The 23,975-nt window shown below is 52.9% G+C and carries 20 protein-coding genes; 16 read left to right on the forward strand and 4 right to left on the reverse strand.

All coding sequences use genetic code 11. From position 1 onward, the window contains the following. Window positions 1–84: 84 nt before the first annotated feature. Together pta and ackA are read right to left on the reverse strand one after the other, a co-directional pair. On the reverse strand, window positions 85–2,229 hold the full coding sequence (gene pta, locus OGV85_RS14220; RefSeq protein WP_003028094.1) for a phosphate acetyltransferase: 2,145 nt from the start codon (window positions 2,227–2,229) through the stop codon (window positions 85–87). A gap of 76 nt (window positions 2,230–2,305) precedes the next feature. Continuing rightward, window positions 2,306–3,508: an acetate kinase gene (gene ackA, locus OGV85_RS14225; RefSeq protein ID WP_003028092.1), complete on the reverse strand. Its 1,203-nt coding sequence runs from the start codon at window positions 3,506–3,508 to the stop codon at window positions 2,306–2,308. Between the two features lie 339 nt (window positions 3,509–3,847). Here ackA and yfbV point away from each other — a divergent pair, with 339 nt between their 5' ends. The 4 genes from yfbV to OGV85_RS14245 all read left to right on the forward strand — a co-directional run bounded on the left by yfbV (window position 3,848) and on the right by OGV85_RS14245 (window position 7,461). After that, the gene (gene yfbV / locus OGV85_RS14230; RefSeq protein WP_003028087.1) at window positions 3,848–4,303 is read left to right on the forward strand and encodes a terminus macrodomain insulation protein YfbV; all 456 of its coding nucleotides are present in this window, start codon (window positions 3,848–3,850) and stop codon (window positions 4,301–4,303) included. Between the two features lie 83 nt (window positions 4,304–4,386). After that, entirely contained in the window at window positions 4,387–4,881 is a 495-nt protein-coding gene (locus OGV85_RS14235; RefSeq protein ID WP_003028086.1) for a YfbU family protein, read from the forward strand. Next, a complete protein-coding gene (locus OGV85_RS14240) occupies window positions 4,874–5,551 on the forward strand; it encodes a sugar phosphatase (protein WP_085952518.1) in 678 nt (225 codons plus the stop codon). The genes OGV85_RS14235 and OGV85_RS14240 overlap by 8 nt, the downstream gene beginning before the upstream one ends. Before the next feature lie 77 nt (window positions 5,552–5,628). Then, on the forward strand, window positions 5,629–7,461 hold the full coding sequence (locus tag OGV85_RS14245) for an SLC13 family permease (protein WP_003028084.1): 1,833 nt from the start codon (window positions 5,629–5,631) through the stop codon (window positions 7,459–7,461). Between the two features lie 100 nt (window positions 7,462–7,561). Here OGV85_RS14245 and yfbR read toward each other — a convergent pair whose 3' ends face one another. Beyond that, window positions 7,562–8,161 (reverse strand): 5'-deoxynucleotidase, encoded by a 600-nt coding sequence (gene yfbR, locus OGV85_RS14250; RefSeq protein WP_003028083.1) that lies wholly within the window; start codon window positions 8,159–8,161, stop codon window positions 7,562–7,564. Between the two features lie 83 nt (window positions 8,162–8,244). Beyond that, window positions 8,245–9,462 (reverse strand): alanine transaminase AlaA, encoded by a 1,218-nt coding sequence (alaA, locus tag OGV85_RS14255; RefSeq protein WP_003028082.1) that lies wholly within the window; start codon window positions 9,460–9,462, stop codon window positions 8,245–8,247. A gap of 927 nt (window positions 9,463–10,389) precedes the next feature. Here alaA and lrhA point away from each other — a divergent pair. From lrhA to nuoL, 12 genes are all read left to right on the forward strand, one after another. Next, window positions 10,390–11,328: a transcriptional regulator LrhA gene (gene lrhA, locus OGV85_RS14260; RefSeq protein ID WP_003028079.1), complete on the forward strand. Its 939-nt coding sequence runs from the start codon at window positions 10,390–10,392 to the stop codon at window positions 11,326–11,328. 626 nt (window positions 11,329–11,954) lie between these two features. Further along, window positions 11,955–12,398: an NADH-quinone oxidoreductase subunit NuoA gene (nuoA, locus tag OGV85_RS14265; RefSeq protein ID WP_003028077.1), complete on the forward strand. Its 444-nt coding sequence runs from the start codon at window positions 11,955–11,957 to the stop codon at window positions 12,396–12,398. A gap of 15 nt (window positions 12,399–12,413) precedes the next feature. Beyond that, window positions 12,414–13,076 (forward strand): NADH-quinone oxidoreductase subunit NuoB, encoded by a 663-nt coding sequence (nuoB, locus tag OGV85_RS14270; RefSeq protein WP_003028075.1) that lies wholly within the window; start codon window positions 12,414–12,416, stop codon window positions 13,074–13,076. A gap of 85 nt (window positions 13,077–13,161) precedes the next feature. Continuing rightward, window positions 13,162–14,964: an NADH-quinone oxidoreductase subunit C/D gene (gene nuoC / locus OGV85_RS14275; protein WP_003028072.1), complete on the forward strand. Its 1,803-nt coding sequence runs from the start codon at window positions 13,162–13,164 to the stop codon at window positions 14,962–14,964. 2 nt (window positions 14,965–14,966) lie between these two features. Next, the gene (nuoE, locus tag OGV85_RS14280) at window positions 14,967–15,467 is read left to right on the forward strand and encodes an NADH-quinone oxidoreductase subunit NuoE (protein WP_003028069.1); all 501 of its coding nucleotides are present in this window, start codon (window positions 14,967–14,969) and stop codon (window positions 15,465–15,467) included. After that, window positions 15,464–16,801, forward strand: a complete 1,338-nt coding sequence (gene nuoF / locus OGV85_RS14285; protein WP_003839356.1) for an NADH-quinone oxidoreductase subunit NuoF — start codon at window positions 15,464–15,466, stop codon at window positions 16,799–16,801. The genes nuoE and nuoF overlap by 4 nt, the downstream gene beginning before the upstream one ends. Window positions 16,802–16,881: 80 nt before the next feature. Next, window positions 16,882–19,608, forward strand: coding sequence for an NADH-quinone oxidoreductase subunit NuoG (nuoG, locus tag OGV85_RS14290; protein ID WP_048218907.1), 2,727 nt, complete (start codon window positions 16,882–16,884; stop codon window positions 19,606–19,608). Then, entirely contained in the window at window positions 19,605–20,582 is a 978-nt protein-coding gene (gene nuoH / locus OGV85_RS14295; RefSeq protein WP_003028063.1) for an NADH-quinone oxidoreductase subunit NuoH, read from the forward strand. The genes nuoG and nuoH overlap by 4 nt, the downstream gene beginning before the upstream one ends. Window positions 20,583–20,596: 14 nt before the next feature. Next, a complete protein-coding gene (gene nuoI, locus OGV85_RS14300) occupies window positions 20,597–21,139 on the forward strand; it encodes an NADH-quinone oxidoreductase subunit NuoI (protein ID WP_003028062.1) in 543 nt (180 codons plus the stop codon). A gap of 11 nt (window positions 21,140–21,150) precedes the next feature. Next, entirely contained in the window at window positions 21,151–21,705 is a 555-nt protein-coding gene (nuoJ, locus tag OGV85_RS14305) for an NADH-quinone oxidoreductase subunit J (RefSeq protein WP_003028059.1), read from the forward strand. Then, window positions 21,702–22,004: an NADH-quinone oxidoreductase subunit NuoK gene (gene nuoK / locus OGV85_RS14310; protein ID WP_000612644.1), complete on the forward strand. Its 303-nt coding sequence runs from the start codon at window positions 21,702–21,704 to the stop codon at window positions 22,002–22,004. The genes nuoJ and nuoK overlap by 4 nt, the downstream gene beginning before the upstream one ends. Next, the gene (nuoL, locus tag OGV85_RS14315; RefSeq protein ID WP_061548515.1) at window positions 22,001–23,842 is read left to right on the forward strand and encodes an NADH-quinone oxidoreductase subunit L; all 1,842 of its coding nucleotides are present in this window, start codon (window positions 22,001–22,003) and stop codon (window positions 23,840–23,842) included. The genes nuoK and nuoL overlap by 4 nt, the downstream gene beginning before the upstream one ends. Window positions 23,843–23,975 lie beyond the last annotated feature (133 nt).

Here is a 23,975-nt window from a genome sequence, read left to right on the forward strand (position 1 = left end):
ACATAAAAAAACCGGAAATATCAGCTATTTCCGGTTTGATAAGTAGATGTGTTGCCGGATAAGAGATCCGGCACACTCGGCAGATTACTGCTGCTGCTGGGAAGACTGGATCGCGGTCAGTGCAATGGTATAGACGATATCGTCTACCAGCGCGCCACGAGACAGGTCGTTCACCGGCTTGCGCATACCCTGCAGCATCGGCCCGATGGAGATCAGGTCGGCAGAGCGCTGTACCGCTTTGTAGGTGGTGTTACCGGTGTTCAGATCCGGGAAGATGAACACGGTAGCTCGACCTGCAACCGGAGAGTTCGGCGCTTTGGATTTCGCAACGTCAGCCATAACGGCGGCGTCGTACTGCAGTGGGCCGTCGATCATCAGGTCAGGACGTTTTTCCTGCGCCAGACGAGTCGCTTCACGAACTTTCTCTACGTCGCTACCTGCACCAGAGGTACCGGTGGAGTAGGAGAGCATCGCAACGCGCGGTTCGATACCGAAGGCAATCGCGGATTCAGCGGACTGAATAGCGATTTCTGCCAGCTGTTCTGCGGTTGGATCCGGGTTGATCGCGCAGTCGCCGTAAACGTAAACCTGATCCGGCAGCAGCATGAAGAACACAGAAGACACCAGGGAACTACCCGGTGCAGTTTTGATCAGCTGCAGCGGTGGACGAATGGTGTTCGCAGTAGTGTGAACGGCACCGGAAACCAGACCGTCAACGTCGTCCTGTTCCAGCATCAGGGTACCGAGAACGACGTTGTCTTCCAGCTGTTCGCGGGCAACGGTTTCGGTCATGCCTTTGTTCTTACGCAGTTCGACCAGACGAGCAACGTAGCTTTCGCGAACCACATCTGGATCAACGATTTCTACGCCAGCGCCAAGTTCAACGCCCTGAGAGGCCGCAACGCGGGTGATCTCATCCGGGTTACCCAGCAGTACGCAGGTTGCGATACCACGTTCAGCACAGATGGCTGCCGCTTTAACGGTACGCGGTTCGTCGCCTTCCGGCAGAACAACGCGTTTGCCCGCTTTACGCGCCAGCTCGGTCAACTGATAACGGAACGCTGGTGGAGACAGACGACGGCTGCGCTCAGACGTTGCGGTCAGAGATTCAATCCAGTCAGCGTTGATGAAGTTAGCAACGTATTCCTGAACTTTTTCGATACGCTCGTGATCGTCAACCGGAACTTCCAGGTTGAAGCTCTGCAGGCTCAGAGAGGTCTGCCAGGTGTTGGTGTTGACCATGAATACCGGCAGGCCGGTTTCGAATGCACGTTCGCACAGTTTGGTAATGCGCGCGTCCATTTCATAGCCGCCAGTCAGCAGCAGGGCACCGATTTCTACGCCGTTCATGGCCGCCAGGCATGCTGCAACCAGCACGTCAGGACGATCGGCAGATGTTACCAGCAGAGAACCAGCACGGAAGTGCTCGAGCATGTGCGGAATGCTGCGTGCGCAGAAAGTCACAGACTTCACGCGGCGGGTGTTGATATCGCCTTCGTTAACGATGGTGGCGTTCAGGTGACGCGCCATATCGATTGCACGGGTAGCGATCAGATCGAAGCTCCATGGCACCGCGCCCAGAACCGGCAGCGGGCTGGATTCTTGCAGTTTAGCCGGATCAACTTTGATCACTTTCGCTTTGGAAGAGTCATCGAAAATCTCGGACAGATCCGGGCGAGTACGGCCCTGCTCATCAACCGGTGCGTTCAGTTTGTTAACGATTACGCCGGTGATGTTGGTGTTTTTCGCGCCACCGAAGCTGCTGCGAGTCAGTTCAATACGCTCGTTCAGTTGTTCCGGGGTATCGGTGCCCTGAGACATAACGAAGACGATTTCTGCATTCAGCGTTTTCGCGATTTCATAGTTCAGAGACTGCGCGAACTGATGTTTACGGGTTGGGACCAGGCCTTCAACCAGGACAACTTCAGCGTCTTTAGTGTTCGCGTGGTAGTTCGCGATGATCTCTTCCATCAGCACATCTTTCTGATTGCTGGACAGCAGAGATTCAACGTGGCTCATCTTCAGCGGCTCAGCGGCTGGCAGAGAAGAGTTAGCACGGACGATGCTGGTAGTCTGGTCTGGCGCATCGCCACCGGCACGCGGTTGAGCGATCGGCTTGAAGACGCTCAGACGAACGCCTTTGCGTTCCATTGCGCGGATCACGCCAAGGCTGACGCTGGTCAGACCGACGCTGGTTCCGGTAGGGATCAGCATAATAATACGGGACACGGTTTATCCTCTTTCGTTACCGCCCGTTTCAGGCGGGTTACAAAACAGCACCGCCAGCTAGGCTGGCGGTGTGAAATCAGGCGGTCAGACGGCTCGCGTCTTGCGCGATAACCAGTTCTTCGTTGGTTGGGATAACCACCGCAGGACGGGTACCTTCTTTGTTGATGAAACCAGATTTGCCGAAACGTGCGGCCAGGTTACGTTCGTGGTCTACTTCAAAGCCCAGAACGCCCAGTTTGCCCAGAGACAGTTCACGAACCATCGCGGCGTTTTCACCGATACCACCGGTGAAGACAACGGCATCCAGACGACCATCCATCAGCGCAGTGTAAGAACCGATGTATTTCGCCAGACGGTGGCAGTAAACGTCCATTGCACGTTTAGCGTCTTCTTTAGTCGCGTAGTTATCTTCAACATAGCGGCAGTCGCTGGTGACTTCGGTCAGACCCAGCAGGCCGGACTCTTTGGTCAGCATTTTGTTGATCTGGTCAACGCTCATGCCCAGGGTGTCGTGCAGGTGGAAGATGATCGCCGGGTCGATGTCACCGGAACGCGTACCCATCACCAGACCTTCCAGTGGGGTCAGACCCATGGAGGTATCAACACATTTACCGTTACGGATAGCAGATACAGAACCGCCGTTGCCCAGGTGGCAAGTGATGATGTTCAGCTCATCAACCGGTTTGTTCAGCACTTTAGCCGCTTCCTGAGTAACGAAGAAGTGGCTGGTACCGTGCGCGCCGTAACGACGAACGCCATGTTCTTTGTACAGGCTGTACGGCAGGGCGTAGAGGTAAGATTCTTCCGGCATAGTCTGATGGAACGCGGTGTCGAATACGGCCACGTTTTTGTCTTTCAGATTCGGGAAGGATTTCAGCGCTTCAGCGATACCGATCAGGTGTGCAGGGTTGTGCAGCGGTGCAAAAGAGGCTGCATCTTTGATACCCTGAATAACGGAATCGTCGATAACTACAGAGCCGGTGTATTTTTCGCCGCCGTGAACAACACGGTGACCAATCGCAGTCAGCTGAGCAGACAGTTCTGGTTTTTGTGCCAGAATAGTATTAACGATAAAATTCAGCGCTTCACTGTGAGCGGCGCCTGCACCTAAAGCCGCTTCTTGTTTACCGCCATCCATTTTCCATTTGATACGTGCTTCTGGGAGATGGAAACATTCGGCTAAACCAGAAAGGTATTCTTCACCGTTTACTGCATCGATGATGGCAAATTTCAGTGAGGAGCTACCGCAGTTCAGAACCAGTACTAACTTACTCGACATGGAAGTACCTATTTATGATACGTGGCTAAAAAAACGTCAGGGAGTCATAGAGCGTAGCGCATGATGACACCGACGTTTATGATTAACATCATGCGCCATGGTCTTTTTGGGCACGATGGAATAAATACCTTTGAGTCTATGTCATTTTGCGTATTTTTCAGCCAATGGCATACTATGTGTCAATTTGACGACTCAATGATTTTGGACTAAAGGCCTTACAGGCCGGCACAGGATACCTGAATGTGGGTATCAAAGACAAAATGTTTTGAACGATGTCCCTTGTAGTTGTTGTTTTGCACAAATTTTTTAATTTTTATATGTGAAGTTGAGGTAACCGCCATGTCGACACCGGATAATCGTTCCGTCAATTTTTTTAGCTTGTTTCGCCGGGGGCAGCACTACGCGAAGACGTGGCCAATGGAAAAGCGCCTCGCGCCCGTGTTTGTAGAGAACCGTGTGATCCGTATGACACGTTACGCAATCCGTTTTATGCCGCCTATCGCCGTCTTCACCTTATGCTGGCAAATTGCGCTAGGGGGACAGTTGGGACCGGCCGTGGCGACCGCGCTGTTTGCGCTCAGCCTGCCGATGCAGGGCATGTGGTGGCTGGGTAAACGTTCCGTAACGCCGCTGCCGCCTTCAATACTCAACTGGTTCTACGAAGTTCGGGGTAAATTGCAAGAAGCCGGACAGGCGCTCTCTCCGGTAGAAGGAAAGCCGGATTACCAGGCGCTGGCTGACACGCTTAAGCGCGCCTTCAAACAACTGGATAAAACTTTCCTTGATGATTTGTAATTGACCCCTGATTACGCATATAAAAGAAGGCACAAGATGCCTTCTTTTTTTTCATCGCAGTAGTAGTGATACAGGAGTCCCAAATGGAAATGACCAACGCTCAACGTCTGATTTTGTCGAATCAGTACAAAATGATGACTATGCTCGACCCAACTAACGCCGAGCGTTATCGTCGTTTGCAAACGATTATTGAACGCGGTTACGGCTTGCAGATGCGTGAGCTGGATCGTGAGTTTGGTGAACTGACGGAAGAAACCTGTCGTACGATTATCGATATTATGGAGATGTATCACGCATTACATGTGTCCTGGACTAATCTTAAGGATGCACAGGCTATTGATGAGCGCCGCGTGACTTTCCTCGGTTTTGACGCCGCAACGGAAGCCCGTTTCCTCGGATACGTTCGCTTTATGGTGAATGTGGAAGGTCGCTATACCCACTTTGATGCGGGTACGCATGGCTTCAACGCCCAGACCCCGATGTGGGAAAAATATCAGCGTATGTTGAATGTCTGGCACTCTTGCCCGCGCCAGTATCACCTGAGCGCGAATGAAATTAACCAAATCATTAATGCCTGAGGGGGCGAGCGTGCAGTGCAAAGGTTTTCTGTTTGATCTGGATGGAACGCTGGTCGATTCCCTACCCGCAGTAGAGCGTGCGTGGTGCAACTGGGCCGATCGTTTTGGCCTCGATCACGCCGAAGTGCTCGGCTTTATTCATGGCAAGCAGGCCATTACCTCCCTGCGACACTTTATGGTGGGCAAATCTGAGGCAGAGATCGCCGCGGAGTTTACCCGTCTGGAGCAGATCGAAGCGACAGAAACCGCCGGGATCACTGCGCTGCCTGGGGCTGTTGATTTACTCAACCATCTCAATAAAGCGGGTATTCCATGGGCGATTGTGACCTCAGGCTCTATGCCGGTCGCACGGGCGCGCCATCGTGTTGCTGGGCTTCCTGCTCCTGAAGTGTTTGTCACCGCCGAGCGGGTAAAAAGAGGGAAACCAGAGCCAGACGCGTATCTGTTAGGCGCTCAGCTTCTGGGCCTGGCGCCGCAGGAATGTGCCGTGGTGGAAGATGCCCCCGCCGGGGTGCTTTCAGGACTGGCAGCTGGGTGTCATGTCATCGCGGTCAACGCGCCAACTGATACGCCGCGTCTGGACGAGGTTGATTTTTCGCTGACCAGTCTGGAACATATTTCTGTGACCAAACAACCCAACGGAAATGTGGTCGTTATAAGAAATACCTGATCATGATTTAGCCCCAGATTGTTGGGGCTTTTTTATGGCAGAATCAGTCCATCCCTCTCATTTAACAAGGATATGTTGTGAACGGTGAATTGATATGGGTTCTCTCATTGCTGGCGATTGCCGTCGTCTTGTTTGCAACTGGCAGAGTGCGTATGGACGCGATCGCTTTGCTGGTCATTATTGCCTTTGTTCTGAGTGGAACATTGAGCATCACAGAGGCTTTCTCAGGGTTCAGCGATCCTAACGTTATTTTGATAGCGGCTTTATTCATTATCGGTGACGGCCTCGTGCGTACCGGTGTGGCGACAGTAATGGGTGCCTGGCTGGTGAAGGTCGCCGGTAGCAGTGAAGTCAAAATGCTGGTGTTGCTGATGATAACCGTAGCTGGTCTCGGTGCATTCATGAGTTCGACCGGTGTGGTCGCCATCTTTATTCCGGTTGTCTTAAGTGTTTCCATGCGCATGGAAATTTCCCCTTCACGCCTGATGATGCCGCTAAGTTTTGCCGGCTTGATAAGCGGCATGATGACGCTGGTGGCAACGCCGCCAAACCTGGTCGTCAACAGTGAACTGTTACGTGAAGGACTTAATGGTTTTAGCTTTTTTAGCGTAACCCCACTGGGATTGGTGGTGTTGGTACTTGGCATAATTTATATGCTGGTGATGCGTTTTATGCTGAAGGGTGAAGACTCCGGGCAGCCGGGCGACGGCTGGAAGCGCCGGACCTTTCGCGATCTGATTAAAGAATATCGCCTGACCGGGCGCGCGCGTCGCCTGGCGATTCGCCCGGGTTCTCCTATGATAGGCCAGCGTCTGGACGACCTGAAACTGCGTGAGCGCTACGGGGCAAACGTGATTGGCGTGGAGCGCTGGCGTCGTTTTCGTCGCGTGATCGTTGACGTAAACGGGGTTTCTGAGTTTCGTGCTCGTGACGTATTGCTGATTGATATGTCTGCGGCCGATGTCGACCTGCGTGAATTTTGCGCTGAGCAACTGTTGGAACCGATGGTGCTGCGTGGAGAATACTTCTCCGAGCAGGCGCTTGATGTGGGCATGGCCGAAATCTCTCTGATCCCTGAGTCGGAATTGATCGGCAAAACGGTACGGGAAATCGCTTTTCGTACGCGTTACGGGCTGAATGTCGTTGGGCTGAAGCGCGATGGTACCGCGTTGGCCGGGGCGGTGGTTGATGAGCCGCTGTTGATGGGCGATATCATTTTAGTGGTGGGCAACTGGAAGCTGATCACGCTGCTTGGACAAAAAGGGCGCGATTTTGTGGTGCTAAATATGCCTGTGGAAGTCAGTGAAGCTTCTCCGGCGCACAGCCAGGCGCCGCATGCGATTTTCTGTCTGGTACTGATGGTCGCGTTAATGCTCACAGATGAAATCCCTAATACGGTTGCCGCGATTATCGCTTGTTTGCTGATGGGAAAATTCCGCTGCATCGATGCCGAAAGCGCCTACAAAGCCATTCACTGGCCAAGCATTATTTTGATTGTCGGGATGATGCCTTTTGCGCTGGCATTACAGAAAACGGGCGGCGTCGATCTGGTGGTGAAAGGGCTAATGGACGTTGGTGGTGGGTACGGCCCGTATATGATGCTGGGCTGCCTGTTCGTGCTGTGCGCGACCATTGGGTTATTTATCTCTAACACCGCGACGGCGGTACTGATGGCGCCGATTGCGCTGGCGGCGGCAAAGTCGATGGGCGTTTCGCCGTATCCGTTTGCGATGGTGATTGCGATGGCGGCTTCCGCAGCCTTTATGACGCCAGTGTCTTCACCGGTAAACACACTGGTGCTCGGGCCGGGTAACTACAGCTTTAGCGACTTCGTGAAGATTGGCGTACCGTTTACGGTGATTGTCATGGCAGTGTGCGTGGTGATGATCCCGATGCTGTTCCCGTTTTGACCGCCGCAGTAAACGCCTGATGGCGCTGCGCTTATCAGGCCTACGGATATCACGTTACCTGTAGGCCGGATAAGGCGTTAGACGCATCCGGTAAAATCGTTTAAAGCGGTGAATCCTGGCTGATTTCATCTAATGAAAGGTGAAAGCTTGGGACAAACACGTCCATAAAGTAGTCCATCTCTTCGCTGCGTCGTGACTCCAGCGTTTTTTCCAGACGTGTTTTCGCCAGCAGAAATTCGTTGTTACCGGCGGAGAGTTCTTCCAGGCACTTCAGATACGCGCACAGGGCATCGGCCTGTTTAACAATCGATCTTTCTTCTTCACTTAAGGCATGTTCATCAATGAGCGGTGCAAAAATATCGCGTAACTCATCGGGAACCATATCGACCAGTTTTTGCTGGGCAATTTTCTCTATCGCTTTATATTCCTGAGCAATCTGCGAGTTGAAATATTTCACTGGGGTAGGGAGATCGCCGGTTAACACCTCTGACGCATCGTGATACATCGCCAGCAGGGCAATACGCTCAGCATTTACCTGACCACCAAATTTACGGTTTTTGATCGCGGCCAGCGCATGAGCAACCATAGCAACCTGCAGACTGTGTTCGGACACGTTTTCGGTGCGCACGTTGCGCATCAGCGGCCAGCGGTTAATGAGTTTCAGACGGGAGAGGTGGGCAAAAAAGTGGCTCTGCTTCATAACGACCCTTACTCAGTGACTTCAGTAACGGTATTTTGCGCAGAGAGTGCTACCGGATGCAAACCCGGTAGCACTTTGCGTGGTTACAGCTGGCGATACCCTGACAGGAAACGCTCAAATTTACTCAACGACATTTCGATATCATCAATTCGCGGCAGCGTAACGATGCGGAAATGATCCGGCCACGGCCAGTTGAATGCTGTCCCCTGGACCAGCAGTACTTTTTCCTGCAACAGGAAGTCGAGCACCATCTTCTGGTCGTCATGAATATTGAAGCGCTTGGCGTCAATTTTCGGGAACATATACAGTGCACCGCGCGGTTTTACGCAAGAGACGCCAGGAATATCATTGAGCAGTTCCCAGGCGCGGTTACGTTGCTCATACAGACGTCCGCCAGGCATGATGAATTCGCTGATGCTCTGATATCCGCCCAGCGCGGTCTGAATGGCATGTTGTGCAGGGACGTTCGCACACAGGCGCATAGAAGCCAGCATCTCAAGGCCTTCGATATACCCTTTGGCATGTTTCTTCGGTCCGTTCAGTACCATCCAGCCCTGACGGAAACCGGCAACACGATAGGTTTTTGACAGGCCGTTAAAGGTAATAGTCAGCAGATCCGGGGCCATTGCCGCTATCGAGTGGTGCTCGGCGTCATCGTAGAGAATTTTGTCGTAAATCTCATCTGCAAAGATGATGAGGTTGTTCTGGCGAGCAATCTCAACAATCTCCATCAGCAGCTCTTTAGAATAAACAGCGCCGGTTGGGTTGTTGGGGTTGATGATGACGATCCCACGCGTACGCGGCGTAATTTTGGCGCGGATATCATCCAGGTCCGGGAACCAGTCTGATGATTCATCACACAGGTAGTGCACGGCATTACCACCAGAGAGCGAAACCGCCGCCGTCCACAGTGGATAATCAGGTGCAGGAACCAGCATTTCGTCCCCACTGTTCAGCAATGCCTGCATGGCCTGCACAATCAATTCGGATACGCCGTTACCGATATAGATATCTTCTACGGTTACATCGCGCATCCCGCGGGCCTGGTAATGCTGCATGATTGCTTTGCGGGCTGAATAAAGGCCTTTGGAATCGCAATATCCTTGCGCAGTTGGCAAATTGCGGATCACATCCACTAAAATTTCATCTGGTGCTTCAAACCCGAAAGGCGCAGGGTTGCCGATGTTCAGTTTCAGAACTTTGTTGCCTTCTTCTTCCAGGCGCTTTGCTTCCTTCAGAACCGGGCCGCGAATGTCATAACAGACGTTTTCTAATTTGCTGGATTTTTCAATGGGGGACATGAACGTTGACCTTTTTAGCTGTGAATGCCACTCCCTGCCGTGGAAGTCAGCCCAGCACAATGTACTCCCACGACGGTGAGTTTTGAAGGGTCTTTAGTAGAAGATTTTGGAAAGCAGGAGGACGATAATTAACTTTTAATAACTAAATTATGCAATTATTACAGTGTAATAATCTGGATTGTTGTGTTTTTTATGATTTATGTTTTGCTTTGTTGGCTTTGGTATGGTGATTTGTCTGGTCGAAAAAAGTTAGCCCTATAAAACAAAATGTAGCCGATATCTGTGCGATACGGCGGGATTCGAAAATACTGAGGTTTCATCCACGAATTCTGTTATCGGTCTGATCCCGACGTGATGCGGTGTGAATCCATTGTTAAGCATAATTAATGAATTGAGAGATTCTTAATTAATTATTATTTATTATTTAAACGACATCAAATTGAGTGGACTAATAATACGAAAACCGTTGCACTGACATAACACCAATTCGCCCGGAATTATTCGCAATAACACTTATAAATATAGTGGTTTTAGGTTAAGATAACTCCTATGAAATGGTGTGTAGTACGAGTTTTACGATAATTCAAATGTTTGTTGGTTGTTCATAACATACTGAAAAGTTAGTTTTTAATGTGTGAATTATTGTTCGTTAACTATTTTTTAAATTTACAAAATTTACATGTTTTCCATTAGTCAGAATCATCCGGTAGCTAAAAATACGGCTCTTTCTCGTTGCTATATTCCGATGAATATCACGGGTTTTAAAATAGCTCAGAAAGAGCATTGTTTCGTTTGTTAAACCAAATACATCCTTATTTTCACTTGGTTACACTAAGCGAAACTGAAGGGAGGCACATTACAAATGGAGTTGTTTGATTCTGAATGCACAGCATTAACCCGGTATGACCCGCGAGTAAGTGAAAAACTATGATAAATGCAAATCGTCCGATAATTAACCTCGACCTCGATCTGCTGAGAACCTTTGTTGCTGTTGCCGACCTAAATACCTTCGCGGCTGCGGCAGCTGCAGTATGTCGAACTCAGTCTGCGGTAAGTCAGCAAATGCAGCGCCTTGAGCAACTTGTGGGGAAAGAGTTGTTCGCGCGTCATGGACGCAACAAACTGCTGACCGAACATGGTATCCAACTGTTGGGTTATGCCAGGAAAATACTGCGATTTAATGATGAGGCATGCTCATCATTGATGTTTAACAATCTTCAGGGGGTGTTAACTATCGGTGCTTCTGATGAATCCGCCGACACCATACTCCCATTTCTGCTTAACCGCATTAGTTCGGTTTATCCGAAACTTGCGCTTGATGTAAGAGTGAAACGCAATGCTTACATGGTGGAGATGCTTAAGTCGCAAGAAGTGGATTTAGTGGTAACCACGAATCGCCCTGACGATTTTGAATGCCTGAATTTGCGGACTTCACCGACGCACTGGTATTGCGCAGCCGAATATATCCTGCAAAAAGGCGAACCGGTGCCGTTAGTTCTGCTGGACGATCCCAGCCCGTTTCGCGATATCGTGCTGGCGACGTTGAATGCCGCACAGATCCCGTGGCGTCTGGCTTATGTCGCTTCAACATTACCTGCGGTCCGCGCGGCGGTAAAAGCAGGGCTTGGCGTTACTGCGCGTCCTGTAGAAATGATGAGCCCGGATTTACGCGTACTGGGTGCGGCGGACGGATTACCACCTCTGCCTGATACCGAGTATCTGTTGTGCAGCGATCCGGCCACGCAAAATGAATTAGCTCAGGCTATCTTTAAGTCGATGCAGACATATCAAAATCCTTGGCAATACAATCAGTTTACCCCTGAAGGGGGAGATGACTCGCTGATTGTTGAAGGCGACTTTGAGTAAAGCGTCACAAAAAACGTTTAAAAATGTAAGTGTAAAAAAGAGCCACTGATGATGAAAAAACATCCAGCGGCTCTTTTTTTATGCAAATATTACTGCTTTCTGTTCATTCATATACTAAAACTTAACAAAATCAGCAGGTAAAAAAACAGACTGACAATAGGGTGAAAAATAATCAGCCGCGTTGCTAAATGTTTCCATGTTAAAAAACTAGAGAAATTGTTGCTGTTTTTTATGGTGAATTAACAAAAGCGTGTCACAGATCAAGAAAATACTCCCATTTAGGGGGAGGCATCTGGGTGAATTCCTGTCAAAATAGACGTGTATTATCTTTTTTACTTCACTACGGACACGATTCAACAACATTAAAAATGACCGATGATGCAATCGAAATGGGTCTAAAGAGCACTTTATGTTAATGAAGTTGGATTAGTGTAAAATAATGTGAGGAAACTTTTGTTAAAGTTGACAAAAGGTTATAGAAAGGAGTAAAAAACCCCATCAATTAGCTGTATAAAATGATTTTTCACAGTGATTGTAAGGTTTTTTTTATTCCTCCCCATGAATCGATGTGGCGTTCATCTGCCGAAAAGAGCAGAGAATTTGGCGCTACTTTTGATGAGTAAGCAATGAGTATGTCAACATCCACTGAAATCATCGCTCATCACTGGGCATTCGCTATCTTTCTTATCGTTGCCATTGGCCTGTGTTGCCTGATGCTCGTCGGCGGCTGGTTTTTAGGGGGTCGCGCACGCGCGAGATCTAAAAACGTGCCGTTTGAATCAGGTATCGACTCGGTCGGCACCGCCCGCCTGCGCCTGTCTGCCAAGTTTTATCTGGTAGCCATGTTCTTCGTTATCTTCGACGTTGAAGCGCTGTATCTGTTCGCATGGTCAACTTCTATCCGTGAAAGCGGTTGGATTGGCTTTGTGGAAGCTGCAATTTTTATTTTTGTGTTACTGGCAGGTCTGGTTTATCTGGTGCGTATTGGCGCGCTGGACTGGACGCCCGCGCGTTCACGCCGCGAGCGTATGAACCCGGAAACGAACAGTATCGCTAATCGTCAACGCTAACCGCGAGGCATTAAGATGGATTATACGCTCACCCGCATAGATCCTAACGGTGAGAACGACCGTTACCCCCTGCAAAAACAGGAGATCGTAACCGACCCCCTGGAACAAGAAGTTAACAAAAACGTGTTCATGGGCAAACTGCATGACATGGTTAACTGGGGCCGTAAAAACTCAATTTGGCCATATAACTTTGGCCTTTCCTGCTGCTACGTTGAGATGGTGACCTCGTTTACCGCCGTGCACGATGTGGCCCGTTTTGGTGCGGAAGTACTGCGTGCATCGCCGCGTCAGGCTGACCTGATGGTCGTAGCCGGAACCTGCTTTACCAAAATGGCGCCAGTTATTCAGCGCCTCTACGATCAGATGCTGGAACCGAAATGGGTTATTTCCATGGGCGCATGCGCCAACTCCGGCGGGATGTACGACATCTATTCTGTGGTGCAGGGCGTTGATAAATTTATTCCGGTCGATGTGTACATCCCGGGATGTCCGCCGCGCCCAGAAGCGTATATGCAGGCTCTGATGCTGCTGCAAGATTCCATTGGCAAAGAACGCCGTCCGCTCTCCTGGGTGGTTGGCGATCAGGGCGTTTATCGCGCCAATATGCAGTCAGAACGCGAGCGTAAACGCGGCGAACGTATTGCTGTAACGAATCTTCGTACACCAGACGAGATTTAATTTGCGCCTGTCGGCAGCAGCACTTCCTTCGCTTATCACTACATAAATAGCGCGAAGCACTGCCGACCACCACGGACCATTTGCAATGGTGAACAATATGACCGACTTAACCGCGCAAGACGCCGCATGGCAAACACGGGATCACCTTGATGACCCGGTCATTGGCGAACTGCGCAACCGTTTTGGGCCGGATGCCTTTACCGTTCAGGCGACTCGCACCGGGGTACCCGTTGTTTGGGTCAAGCGTGAACAATTACTGGAAGTTGGCGATTTCTTAAAGAGACTGCCGAAACCTTACGTCATGCTGTTTGACTTACACGGCATGGACGAACGTCTGCGTACGCACCGCGAAGGGTTACCCGCCGCGGATTTTTCCGTTTTCTATCACCTGATCTCCATTGAACGCAATCGCGATATCATGCTCAAGGTGGCTTTGTCTGAAAACGATCTGCGCGTACCGACTTTCACCAAACTGTTCCCGAACGCCAACTGGTATGAGCGTGAAACCTGGGAAATGTTTGGCATCGACATCGAAGGTCACCCGCACCTGACGCGTCTGCTGATGCCGCATACCTGGGAAGGCCATCCGCTGCGTAAAGACTACCCGGCGCGTGCGACTGAATTCGACCCGTTTGAGCTGACTAAAGCCAAACAGGATCTGGAAATGGAAGCGCTGACCTTCAAACCTGAAGATTGGGGCATGAAGCGTAGCACCGAAAATGAGGACTTCATGTTCCTCAACCTCGGTCCTAACCACCCGTCTTCCCACGGTGCGTTCCGTATTGTGCTGCAGCTTGATGGCGAAGAAATCGTCGACTGCGTACCTGACATCGGCTACCACCACCGTGGCGCTGAAAAGATGGGCGAACGTCAGTCCTGGCACAGCTACATTCCGTACACCGACCGTATCGAGTACCTCGGCGGCTGCGTTAACGAAATGCCTTACGTACTGGCGGTTGAGAAACTGGCAGGCATCACCACGCCGGATCGCGTCAACGTGATTCGTGTCATGCTGTCTGAACTGTTCCGTATCAACAGTCATCTGCTGTACATCTCCACGTTCATTCAGGACGTCGGCGCGATGACCCCGGTATTCTTCGCCTTTACTGACCGTCAGAAAATCTACGACGTCGTGGAAGCGATCACCGGTTTCCGTATGCACCCGGCCTGGTTCCGTATCGGCGGTGTGGCACACGATCTGCCGCGCGGTTGGGACAAACTGCTGCGTGATTTCCTCGACTGGATGCCAAAACGTCTGGATTCTTACGAGAAAGCCGCGCTGCGTAACACCATCCTGAAAGGCCGTTCGCAGGGTGTTGCCGCTTACGGTAAGAAAGAAGCGCTGGACTGGGGTTGTACCGGTGCTGCGCTGCGTGCGACCGGTATTGATTTCGACGTGCGTAAAGCGCGTCCGTACTCTGGCTATGAAAACTTTGACTTTGAAGTCCCGGTTGGCGGCGGTGTGTCCGACTGCTATACCCGCGTGATGCTGAAAGTTGAAGAGCTGCGCCAGAGTCTGCGCATCCTTGAGCAGTGCCTCAATAACATGCCGGAAGGCCCGTTCAAAGCGGATCACCCGCTGACGACGCCGCCGCCGAAAGAGCGCACGCTGCAACATATCGAAACCCTTATCACCCACTTCCTGCAGGTTTCGTGGGGTCCGGTTATGCCGGCAAACGAGTCCTTCCAGATGGTGGAAGCGACCAAGGGTATCAACAGTTACTACCTGACCAGCGATGGCAGCACCATGAGTTACCGTACCCGTATCCGTACCCCGAGCTATGCGCACCTGCAGCAGATCCCGGTAGCGGTACGTGGCAGCCTGGTGTCCGACCTAATCGTCCATCTGGGTAGTATCGATTTTGTTATGTCAGATGTGGACCGCTAATTATGCACGAGAATCAACAACCACAAACCGAGGCTTTTGAGCTGAGTGCGGCTGAGCGTGAAGCGATTGAGCACGAGAAGCACCACTACGAAGACCCGCGTGCGGCGTCCATTGAAGCGCTGAAAATCGTTCAGAAACAGCGTGGCTGGGTGCCGGATGGGGCGATCTATGCGATCGCTGATGTGCTGGGTATTCCGGCAAGCGACGTAGAAGGTGTTGCTACGTTTTATAGCCAGATCTTCCGCCAGCCGGTAGGTCGCCACGTGATCCGCTATTGCGACAGCGTGGTGTGCCATATCAACGGCTACCAGGGGATCCAGGCCGCGCTTGAGAAAAAACTCAACATCAAGCCGGGGCAGACGACTTTTGATGGTCGCTTTACGCTGCTGCCGACCTGTTGCCTGGGGAACTGCGACAAAGGGCCAAACATGATGATCGATGAGGATACTCACGCTCATCTGACCCCGGAAGGCATTCCCGAACTGCTGGAGCGGTATAAATGAAAGACATTATCCGTACTCCCGAAACCCATCCGCTGACCTGGCGTCTGCGTGATGACAAACAGCCGGTCTGGCTGGACGAATACCGTAGCAAGAACGGCTACGAAGGTGCGCGTAAGGCCCTGACCGGGCTGTCACCGGACGAAATCGTTAATCAGGTAAAAGACGCTGGCCTGAAAGGGCGCGGCGGCGCGGGCTTTTCCACCGGTCTGAAGTGGAGCCTGATGCCGAAAGACGAATCCATGAATATCCGTTACCTGCTGTGTAACGCCGATGAAATGGAGCCGGGCACCTATAAAGACCGTCTGCTGATGGAACAGCTGCCGCACCTGCTGGTGGAAGGCATGCTGATTTCCGCGTTTGCGCTGAAAGCGTACCGTGGTTATATCTTCCTGCGCGGTGAATATATCGAAGCAGCCGTGCATCTGCGTCGCGCGATCGCCGAAGCGACCGAAGCCGGTCTGCTTGGCAAAAACATTATGGGCACCGGTTTCGACTTCGAACTGTTTGTCCACACTGGGGCAGGGCGTTACATCTGCGGTGAAGAAACCGCGCTGATCAACTCCCTCGAAGGTCGCCGTGCTAACCCACGCTCCAAGCCGCCGTTCCCGGCAAGCTCTGGCGCATGGGGTAAGCCGACCTGCGTAAACAACGTCGAAACCCTGTGTAACGTACCGGCTATCCTCGCGAACGGCGTGGAGTGGTACCAGAACATTTCGAAGAGCAAAGACGCGGGCACCAAGCTGATGGGCTTCTCCGGTCGTGTGAAGAACCCTGGCCTATGGGAACTGCCTTTCGGTACTACCGCGCGTGAGATCCTCGAAGATTACGCGGGCGGCATGCGCGATGGCCTGAAGTTCAAAGCCTGGCAACCTGGCGGCGCGGGGACTGACTTCCTGACCGAAGCACACCTCGATCTGCCGATGGAATTCGAAAGCATTGGTAAAGCAGGTAGCCGTCTGGGCACCGCACTGGCAATGGCCGTCGATCACGAGATTGGCATGGTTCCTCTGGTGCGTAACCTCGAAGAGTTCTTCGCCCGCGAGTCCTGCGGCTGGTGTACGCCGTGCCGTGATGGCCTGCCGTGGAGTGTGAAAATTCTGCGCGCACTTGAGCGTGGCGAAGGCCAGCCTGGGGATATCGAGACACTTGAGCAACTGTGTCGTTTCCTCGGCCCGGGTAAAACCTTCTGTGCACACGCACCGGGTGCAGTGGAACCGCTGCAGAGCGCCATTAAATATTTCCGCGAAGAATTCGAAGCTGGCATCAAGCAGACCTTCAGCAATACCCACGCTATTGGTGGTATTCAGCCGAACCTGCTGAAAGAGCGCTGGTGATCACAGGGTTAGCCCTGTGTCGCGATAAGAAATTCGATTAACGCTCGGTTACGACCGAGCCAACTGGAAGCATGCTGACTATGGCTACGATTCATGTAGACGGCAAAGAATATGAGGTCAACGGAGCGGACAACCTGCTGGAAGCTTGTCTGTCTCTTGGCCTTGATATTCCGTACTTTTGCTGGCACCCGGCGCTGGGAAGCGTCGGTGCTTGCCGCCAGTGTGCGGTGAAGCAATATCAGAACGCGGAAGACACGCGTGGTCGCCTGGTGATGTCTTGTATGACACCGGCCACCGAAGGCACCTTTATTTCTATTGATGACGAAGAAGCGAAGCAGTTCCGCGAAAGCGTCGTGGAGTGGTTGATGACTAACCACCCGCACGACTGTCCGGTCTGTGAAGAGGGCGGCAACTGCCACCTGCAGGATATGACCGTCATGACCGGTCACAGCTTCCGTCGATACCGCTTCACGAAGCGTACTCACCGTAACCAGGACCTGGGGCCGTTCATCTCTCACGAAATGAACCGCTGCATCGCCTGCTATCGCTGTGTACGTTACTACAAAGATTACGCCGATGGTGCGGATCTGGGCGTGTATGGCGCACATGACAACGTCTACTTCGGTCGTCCGGAAGACGGTACGCTCGAAAGCGAATTCTCTGGCAACCTGGTCGAAATTTGTCCAACCGGCGTCTTCACCGATAAAACGCACTCCGAGCGTTATAACCGTAAATGGGACATGCAGTTTGCGCCGAGCATCTGCCAGCAGTGTTCCATCGGCTGTAACACCAGCCCGGGCGAGCGCTACGGTGAACTGCGTCGTATCGAAAACCGTTATAACGGTACCGTTAACCACTACTTCCTCTGCGACCGTGGTCGTTTCGGCTATGGTTACGTGAACCTGAAAGACCGTCCGCGTCAGCCGGTACAGCGTCGTGGCGATGACCTGATCACGCTGAACGCCGAGCAGGCGATGCAGGGCGCGGCAGATATTCTGCGTCAGTCGAAGAAAGTGATTGGTATCGGCTCCCCGCGCGCCAGCGTTGAAAGTAACTTCGCGCTGCGTGAACTGGTCGGTGCGGATAACTTCTATACCGGTATCGCTCAGGGCGAACTGGATCGTCTGCAACTGGCGTTGAGCGTACTGCGTGACGGCGGGATTCATACTCCGGCTCTGCGCGAAATCGAATCTTATGATGCGGTTCTGGTGCTGGGCGAAGATGTCACCCAGACCGGCGCACGCGTTGCGCTGGCGGTGCGTCAGGCGGTGAAAGGTAAAGCGCGTGAAATGGCGGCGGCACAGAAAGTGGCTGACTGGCAGATCGCAGCAATCCTTAATATCGGCCAGCGTGCTAAGCATCCGCTATTCGTTACCAACGTCGATAACACCCGTCTGGACGATATCGCCGCTTGGACCTATCGTGCACCGGTTGAAGATCAGGCGCGTTTAGGTTTCGCTATCGCCCACGCGCTGGATAACAACGCGCCGGCGGTTGACGGTATCGACCGTGACCTGCAGAACAAAATTGACGTTATCGTTCAGGCACTAGCCGGGGCGAAGAAACCACTGATTATTTCCGGCACCAACGCTGGTAGCGCCGAAGTGATTCAGGCGGCTGCCAACGTGGCGAAGGCGCTGAAAGGCCGTGGCGCAGACGTTGGCATTACCATGATTGCTCGCTCGGTTAACAGCATGGGCCTCGGCATGATTGGCGGTGGTTCCCTTGACGATGCGCTGACCGAGCTGGAAACAGGCCGCGCTGACGCTGTTGTGGTGCTGGAAAATGACCTGCATCGCCATGCTTCAGCCGCTCGCGTTGATGCCGCGCTGGCGAAAGCGCCGCTGGTACTGGTCGTTGACCATCAGCGTACGGCAATTATGGAAAACGCCCATCTGGTGCTTTCCGCTGCAAGCTTCGCCGAAAGCGATGGTACGGTGATTAACAACGAAGGTCGCGCCCAGCGTTTCTTCCAGGTTTATGACCCATCCTACTACGACAGCAACACCGTAATGCTGGAAAGCTGGCGCTGGCTGCACTCGCTGCACAGCACCGTGCAGAGCCGTGAAGTGGACTGGACGCAGCTCGACCACGTTATCGACGCGGTCGTTGAGAAGTTGCCGCAGTTGGCGGGCATTAAAGATGCCGCGCCGGACGCAAGCTTCCGTATCCGTGGACAGAAGCTGGCGCGTGAACCGCACCGCTACAGTGGGCGTACCGCAATGCGCGCTAACATCAGCGTACACGAACCGCGTCAACCGCAGGACAAAGACACCATGTTCGCTTTCTCTATGGAAGGGAACAACCAGCCGTCTGCACCGCGTTCACAAATTCCGTTTGCCTGGGCTCCGGGCTGGAACTCCCCACAGGCGTGGAACAAGTTCCAGGATGAAGTGGGCGGTAAACTGCGTCATGGCGATCCGGGCGTGCGCCTGATCGAAGCTTCTGCGGGGAATATGGAGTACTTCACAACCGTTCCGGCGAGCTTCCAGGCTCAGGAAGGTCAGTGGCGTATTGCGCCTTACTATCACCTGTTTGGTAGTGATGAAATGTCCCAGCGTGCGCCGGTCTTCCAGACCCGTATGCCGCAGCCGTACATCAAACTCAACCCGGCTGATGCCGCGAAGTTGGGTGTTAATGCCGGTACGCGCGTTTCTTTCAGCTACGATGGCAACACGGTTACGCTGCCGGTTGAAATCGCTGAAGGATTAACGGCAGGGCAGGTTGGTTTACCGATGGGCATGCCTGGCATCGCGCCGGTTCTGGCAGGTGCGCGTCTTGAGGATCTGCAGGAGGCACAACAATGAGTTGGATTACACCCGATCTGATTGAGATCCTGCTGAGCATTCTCAAAGCGGTGGTGATCCTGCTGGTGGTGGTCACCTGCGGGGCATTCATGAGCTTTGGCGAACGTCGTCTGCTGGGTCTGTTCCAGAACCGTTACGGACCGAACCGTGTTGGCTGGGGCGGTTCGCTCCAGCTGGTTGCGGACATGATCAAGATGTTCTTTAAAGAAGACTGGATCCCGAAATTCTCGGATCGCGTCATCTTTACCCTGGCACCGATGATCGCCTTCACCTCGCTGCTGCTGGCTTTCGCCATCGTGCCAGTGAGTCCGAACTGGGTGGTTGCTGACCTGAACATCGGGATCCTGTTCTTCCTGATGATGGCGGGCCTCGCGGTATACGCGGTGCTGTTCGCCGGCTGGTCCAGTAACAACAAATACTCCCTGCTCGGTGCGATGCGTGCGTCTGCGCAGACCCTGAGCTACGAAGTGTTCCTCGGACTTTCCCTGATGGGCGTGGTGGCGCAGGCCGGTTCATTTAACATGACCGACATCGTCAACAACCAGGCTGATATCTGGAACGTTATTCCGCAGTTCTTTGGTTTTGTCACCTTTGCCATCGCGGGCGTGGCGGTGTGTCACCGTCACCCGTTTGACCAGCCAGAAGCCGAGCAGGAACTGGCCGACGGTTACCACATTGAATATTCCGGTATGAAATTCGGTCTGTTCTTCGTGGGTGAGTACATCGGTATCGTCACCATTTCTGCGCTGATGGTTACCCTGTTCTTCGGTGGCTGGCATGGCCCGTTCTTACCGCCATTCGTCTGGTTCGCGCTGAAAACCGCGTTCTTCATGATGATGTTCATTTTGATTCGTGCGTCGTTACCGCGTCCTCGTTATGACCAGGTAATGTCCTTCGGCTGGAAAGTCTGTCTGCCGCTGACGCTCGTCAACTTGCTGGTAACGGCGGCTGTCATTCTCTGGCAGGCGCAATAAGGGACACAAAGACCATGACCTTAAAAGAATTGTTCGTAGGTTTCGGCACCCAGGTACGCAGTATCTGGATGATCGGCCTGCATGCGTTCGCGAAACGCGAAACGCAGATGTACCCGGAAGAGCCGGTCTATCTACCGCCCCGTTTTCGTGGTCGTATCGTTCTGACTCGTGATCCAGACGGTGAAGAGCGCTGCGTTGCCTGTAACCTGTGTGCGGTAGCGTGTCCGGTAGGCTGTATCTCTTTGCAAAAAGCAGAGACCAAAGATGGCCGCTGGTATCCGGAGTTTTTCCGCATTAACTTCTCACGCTGCATTTTCTGCGGCCTGTGCGAAGAAGCCTGTCCGACAACGGCTATTCAGCTGACTCCAGATTTCGAGCTGGGTGAGTACAAGCGCCAGGACCTGGTTTACGAGAAAGAGGATCTGCTGATCTCCGGTCCGGGCAAATACCCGGAATATAACTTCTACCGGATGGCAGGTATGGCAATCGACGGCAAAGATAAGGGCGAAGCAGAGAACGAAGCTAAGCCTATCGACGTCAAGAGCCTGTTACCGTAAGGAGAGGGGCAATGGAGTTCGCTTTTTATATCTGTGGCCTGATAGCCATTCTCGCAACCTTGCGGGTGATCACCCACACCAATCCGGTACACGCACTGCTGTATCTGATTATTTCGCTGCTGGCGATTTCCGGGGTGTTCTTCTCGTTAGGCGCTTACTTCGCCGGTGCACTGGAAATTATCGTCTACGCGGGCGCTATCATGGTGCTGTTCGTATTCGTGGTAATGATGCTCAACCTCGGTGGTTCTGAAATTGAACAGGAACGCCAGTGGCTGAAACCTCAGGTGTGGATTGGTCCGGCGATTCTGTCGGCCATCATGCTGGTGGTCATTGTTTACGCCATTCTGGGCGTAAACGATCAGGGCATCGACGGGACGCCAATTAGCGCGAAAGCAGTCGGTATTTCCCTGTTCGGACCGTATGTACTGGCGGTCGAACTGGCTTCGATGCTGCTGCTGGCGGGCCTGGTTGTGGCCTTCCACGTGGGGCGCGAAGAGCGTTCAGGTGAAGTGCTGAGCAATCGCACTGATGACCGCGCGAAAAGAAAAACGGAGGAGCACGCATGATCCCCTTACAACATGGACTGATCCTCGCTGCGATTTTATTCGTCCTGGGTTTGACCGGTCTGGTTATCCGCCGCAATCTGCTGTTTATGCTGATCGGACTGGAAATCATGATTAACGCCTCCGCGCTGGCCTTTGTGGTCGCCGGAAGCTACTGGGGCCAGACCGATGGTCAGGTGATGTACATTCTCGCCATCAGCCTTGCGGCTGCGGAAGCGAGCATTGGACTTGCGCTGTTGCTGCAACTTCATCGCCGTCGCCAGAACCTGAACATCGATTCAGTAAGTGAGATGCGTGGATGAACATGCTTGCCTTAACCATTATTCTGCCATTTATTGGCTTTGTATTACTGGCGTTTTCCCGTGGTCGTTGGTCAGAAAATCTGTCCGCTACCGTGGGTGTCGGGTCGATTGGTCTGGCCGCGCTGGTGACTGCGTTTGTTGGCGTTGATTTCTTTGCCAATGGCCAGCAGGCTTACAGCCAGCCGCTGTGGACCTGGATGTCAGTCGGCGACTTCAACATCGGTTTTAACCTGGTGCTGGACGGCCTGTCGCTGACCATGCTCTCCGTGGTGACCGGCGTTGGTTTCCTGATCCACATGTTCGCCTCCTGGTATATGCGCGGAGAAGAGGGCTATTCTCGTTTCTTCGCCTACACCAACCTGTTTATCGCCAGCATGGTGGTTCTGGTGCTGGCGGATAACCTGCTGCTGATGTACCTCGGCTGGGAAGGCGTGGGCCTGTGCTCCTATCTGCTGATTGGTTTCTACTATACCGATCCGAAGAATGGCGCTGCGGCAATGAAAGCCTTCGTGGTAACCCGTGTTGGTGACGTATTCCTGGCGTTCGCGCTGTTCATCCTCTACAACGAGCTGGGCACGCTGAACTTCCGCGAAATGGTGGAACTGGCGCCTGCGCACTTTGCAGATGGTAACAACATGCTGATGTGGGCAACCCTGATGCTGCTGGGCGGTGCGGTCGGTAAATCTGCGCAGTTGCCGTTGCAAACATGGCTTGCTGATGCGATGGCCGGCCCGACGCCTGTCTCTGCGCTTATCCACGCTGCGACGATGGTTACTGCCGGTGTCTACCTGATTGCACGTACGCACGGCCTGTTCCTGATGACCCCAGAAATCCTGCACCTGGTGGGGATTATCGGTGCCATCACTCTGGTGCTGGCGGGTTTTGCTGCGCTGGTACAGACCGACATCAAACGCGTTCTTGCGTACTCCACCATGAGCCAGATTGGTTATATGTTCCTGGCTCTCGGTGTACAGGCGTGGGATGCGGCGATTTTCCACCTGATGACGCACGCCTTCTTTAAAGCGCTGCTGTTCCTGGCATCCGGCTCGGTTATCCTGGCTTGCCACCACGAACAGAACATCTTCAAGATGGGCGGACTGCGTAAGTCAATTCCGCTGGTGTATCTCTGCTTCCTGGTCGGTGGCGCGGCGCTGTCGGCTCTGCCGCTGATTACCGCTGGCTTCTTCAGTAAGGATGAGATTCTGGCCGGTGCAATGGCGAATGGTCATATTAATCTGATGGTTGCAGGTCTGGTCGGTGCGTTCATGACCTCTCTGTATACCTTCCGTATGATTTTCATCGTGTTCCACGGTAAAGAACAAATTCACGCTCATGCAGGGAAGGGGATTACCCATCATCTGCCGCTGATTGTGCTGATGATCCTGTCCACCTTCGTTGGCGCGCTGATTGTGCCGCCGCTGCAGGGTGTACTGCCTGCGACGACCGAGCTTGAGCATGGTCGCGTTATGACGCTGGAAATTACCTCCGGTATCGTAGCGATTGCGGGCATCCTGATCGCAGCATGGCTGTGGCTGGGTAAACGCCAGCTTGTGACATCGATTGCCAACAGTGCGCCGGGCCGCCTGCTGGGTACCTGGTGGTATAACGCCTGGGGCTTCGACTGGCTGTATGACAAAGTGTTCGTCAAGCCGTTCCTGGGTGTTGCCTGGTTGCTGAAACGCGATCCGCTCAACTCAATGATGAACATTCCGGCGATCCTTTCCCGCTTTGCAGGTAAAGGCCTGTTGTTGAGCGAGAACGGTTATCTGCGCTGGTATGTCGCATCAATGAGCATCGGCGCCGTCGTTGTGCTGGCACTGTTGATGGTACTGCGTTGAGTTTGAGGATTGTGGGGTTGATGTCGGATGGCGCTCGCGCTTATCCGACCTACGGGAATCTGTAGGCCCGGTAAGCGTTCGCGCCACCGGGCAAAAAAAGCCGCAATCCGAAGTGAATTTTCTGTTTGAGAAT

It is taken from the genome of Citrobacter sp. Cf132 (assembly GCF_030333885.1).
In the GTDB taxonomy this organism is placed as follows: Bacteria; Pseudomonadota; Gammaproteobacteria; order Enterobacterales; family Enterobacteriaceae; genus Citrobacter; species Citrobacter freundii.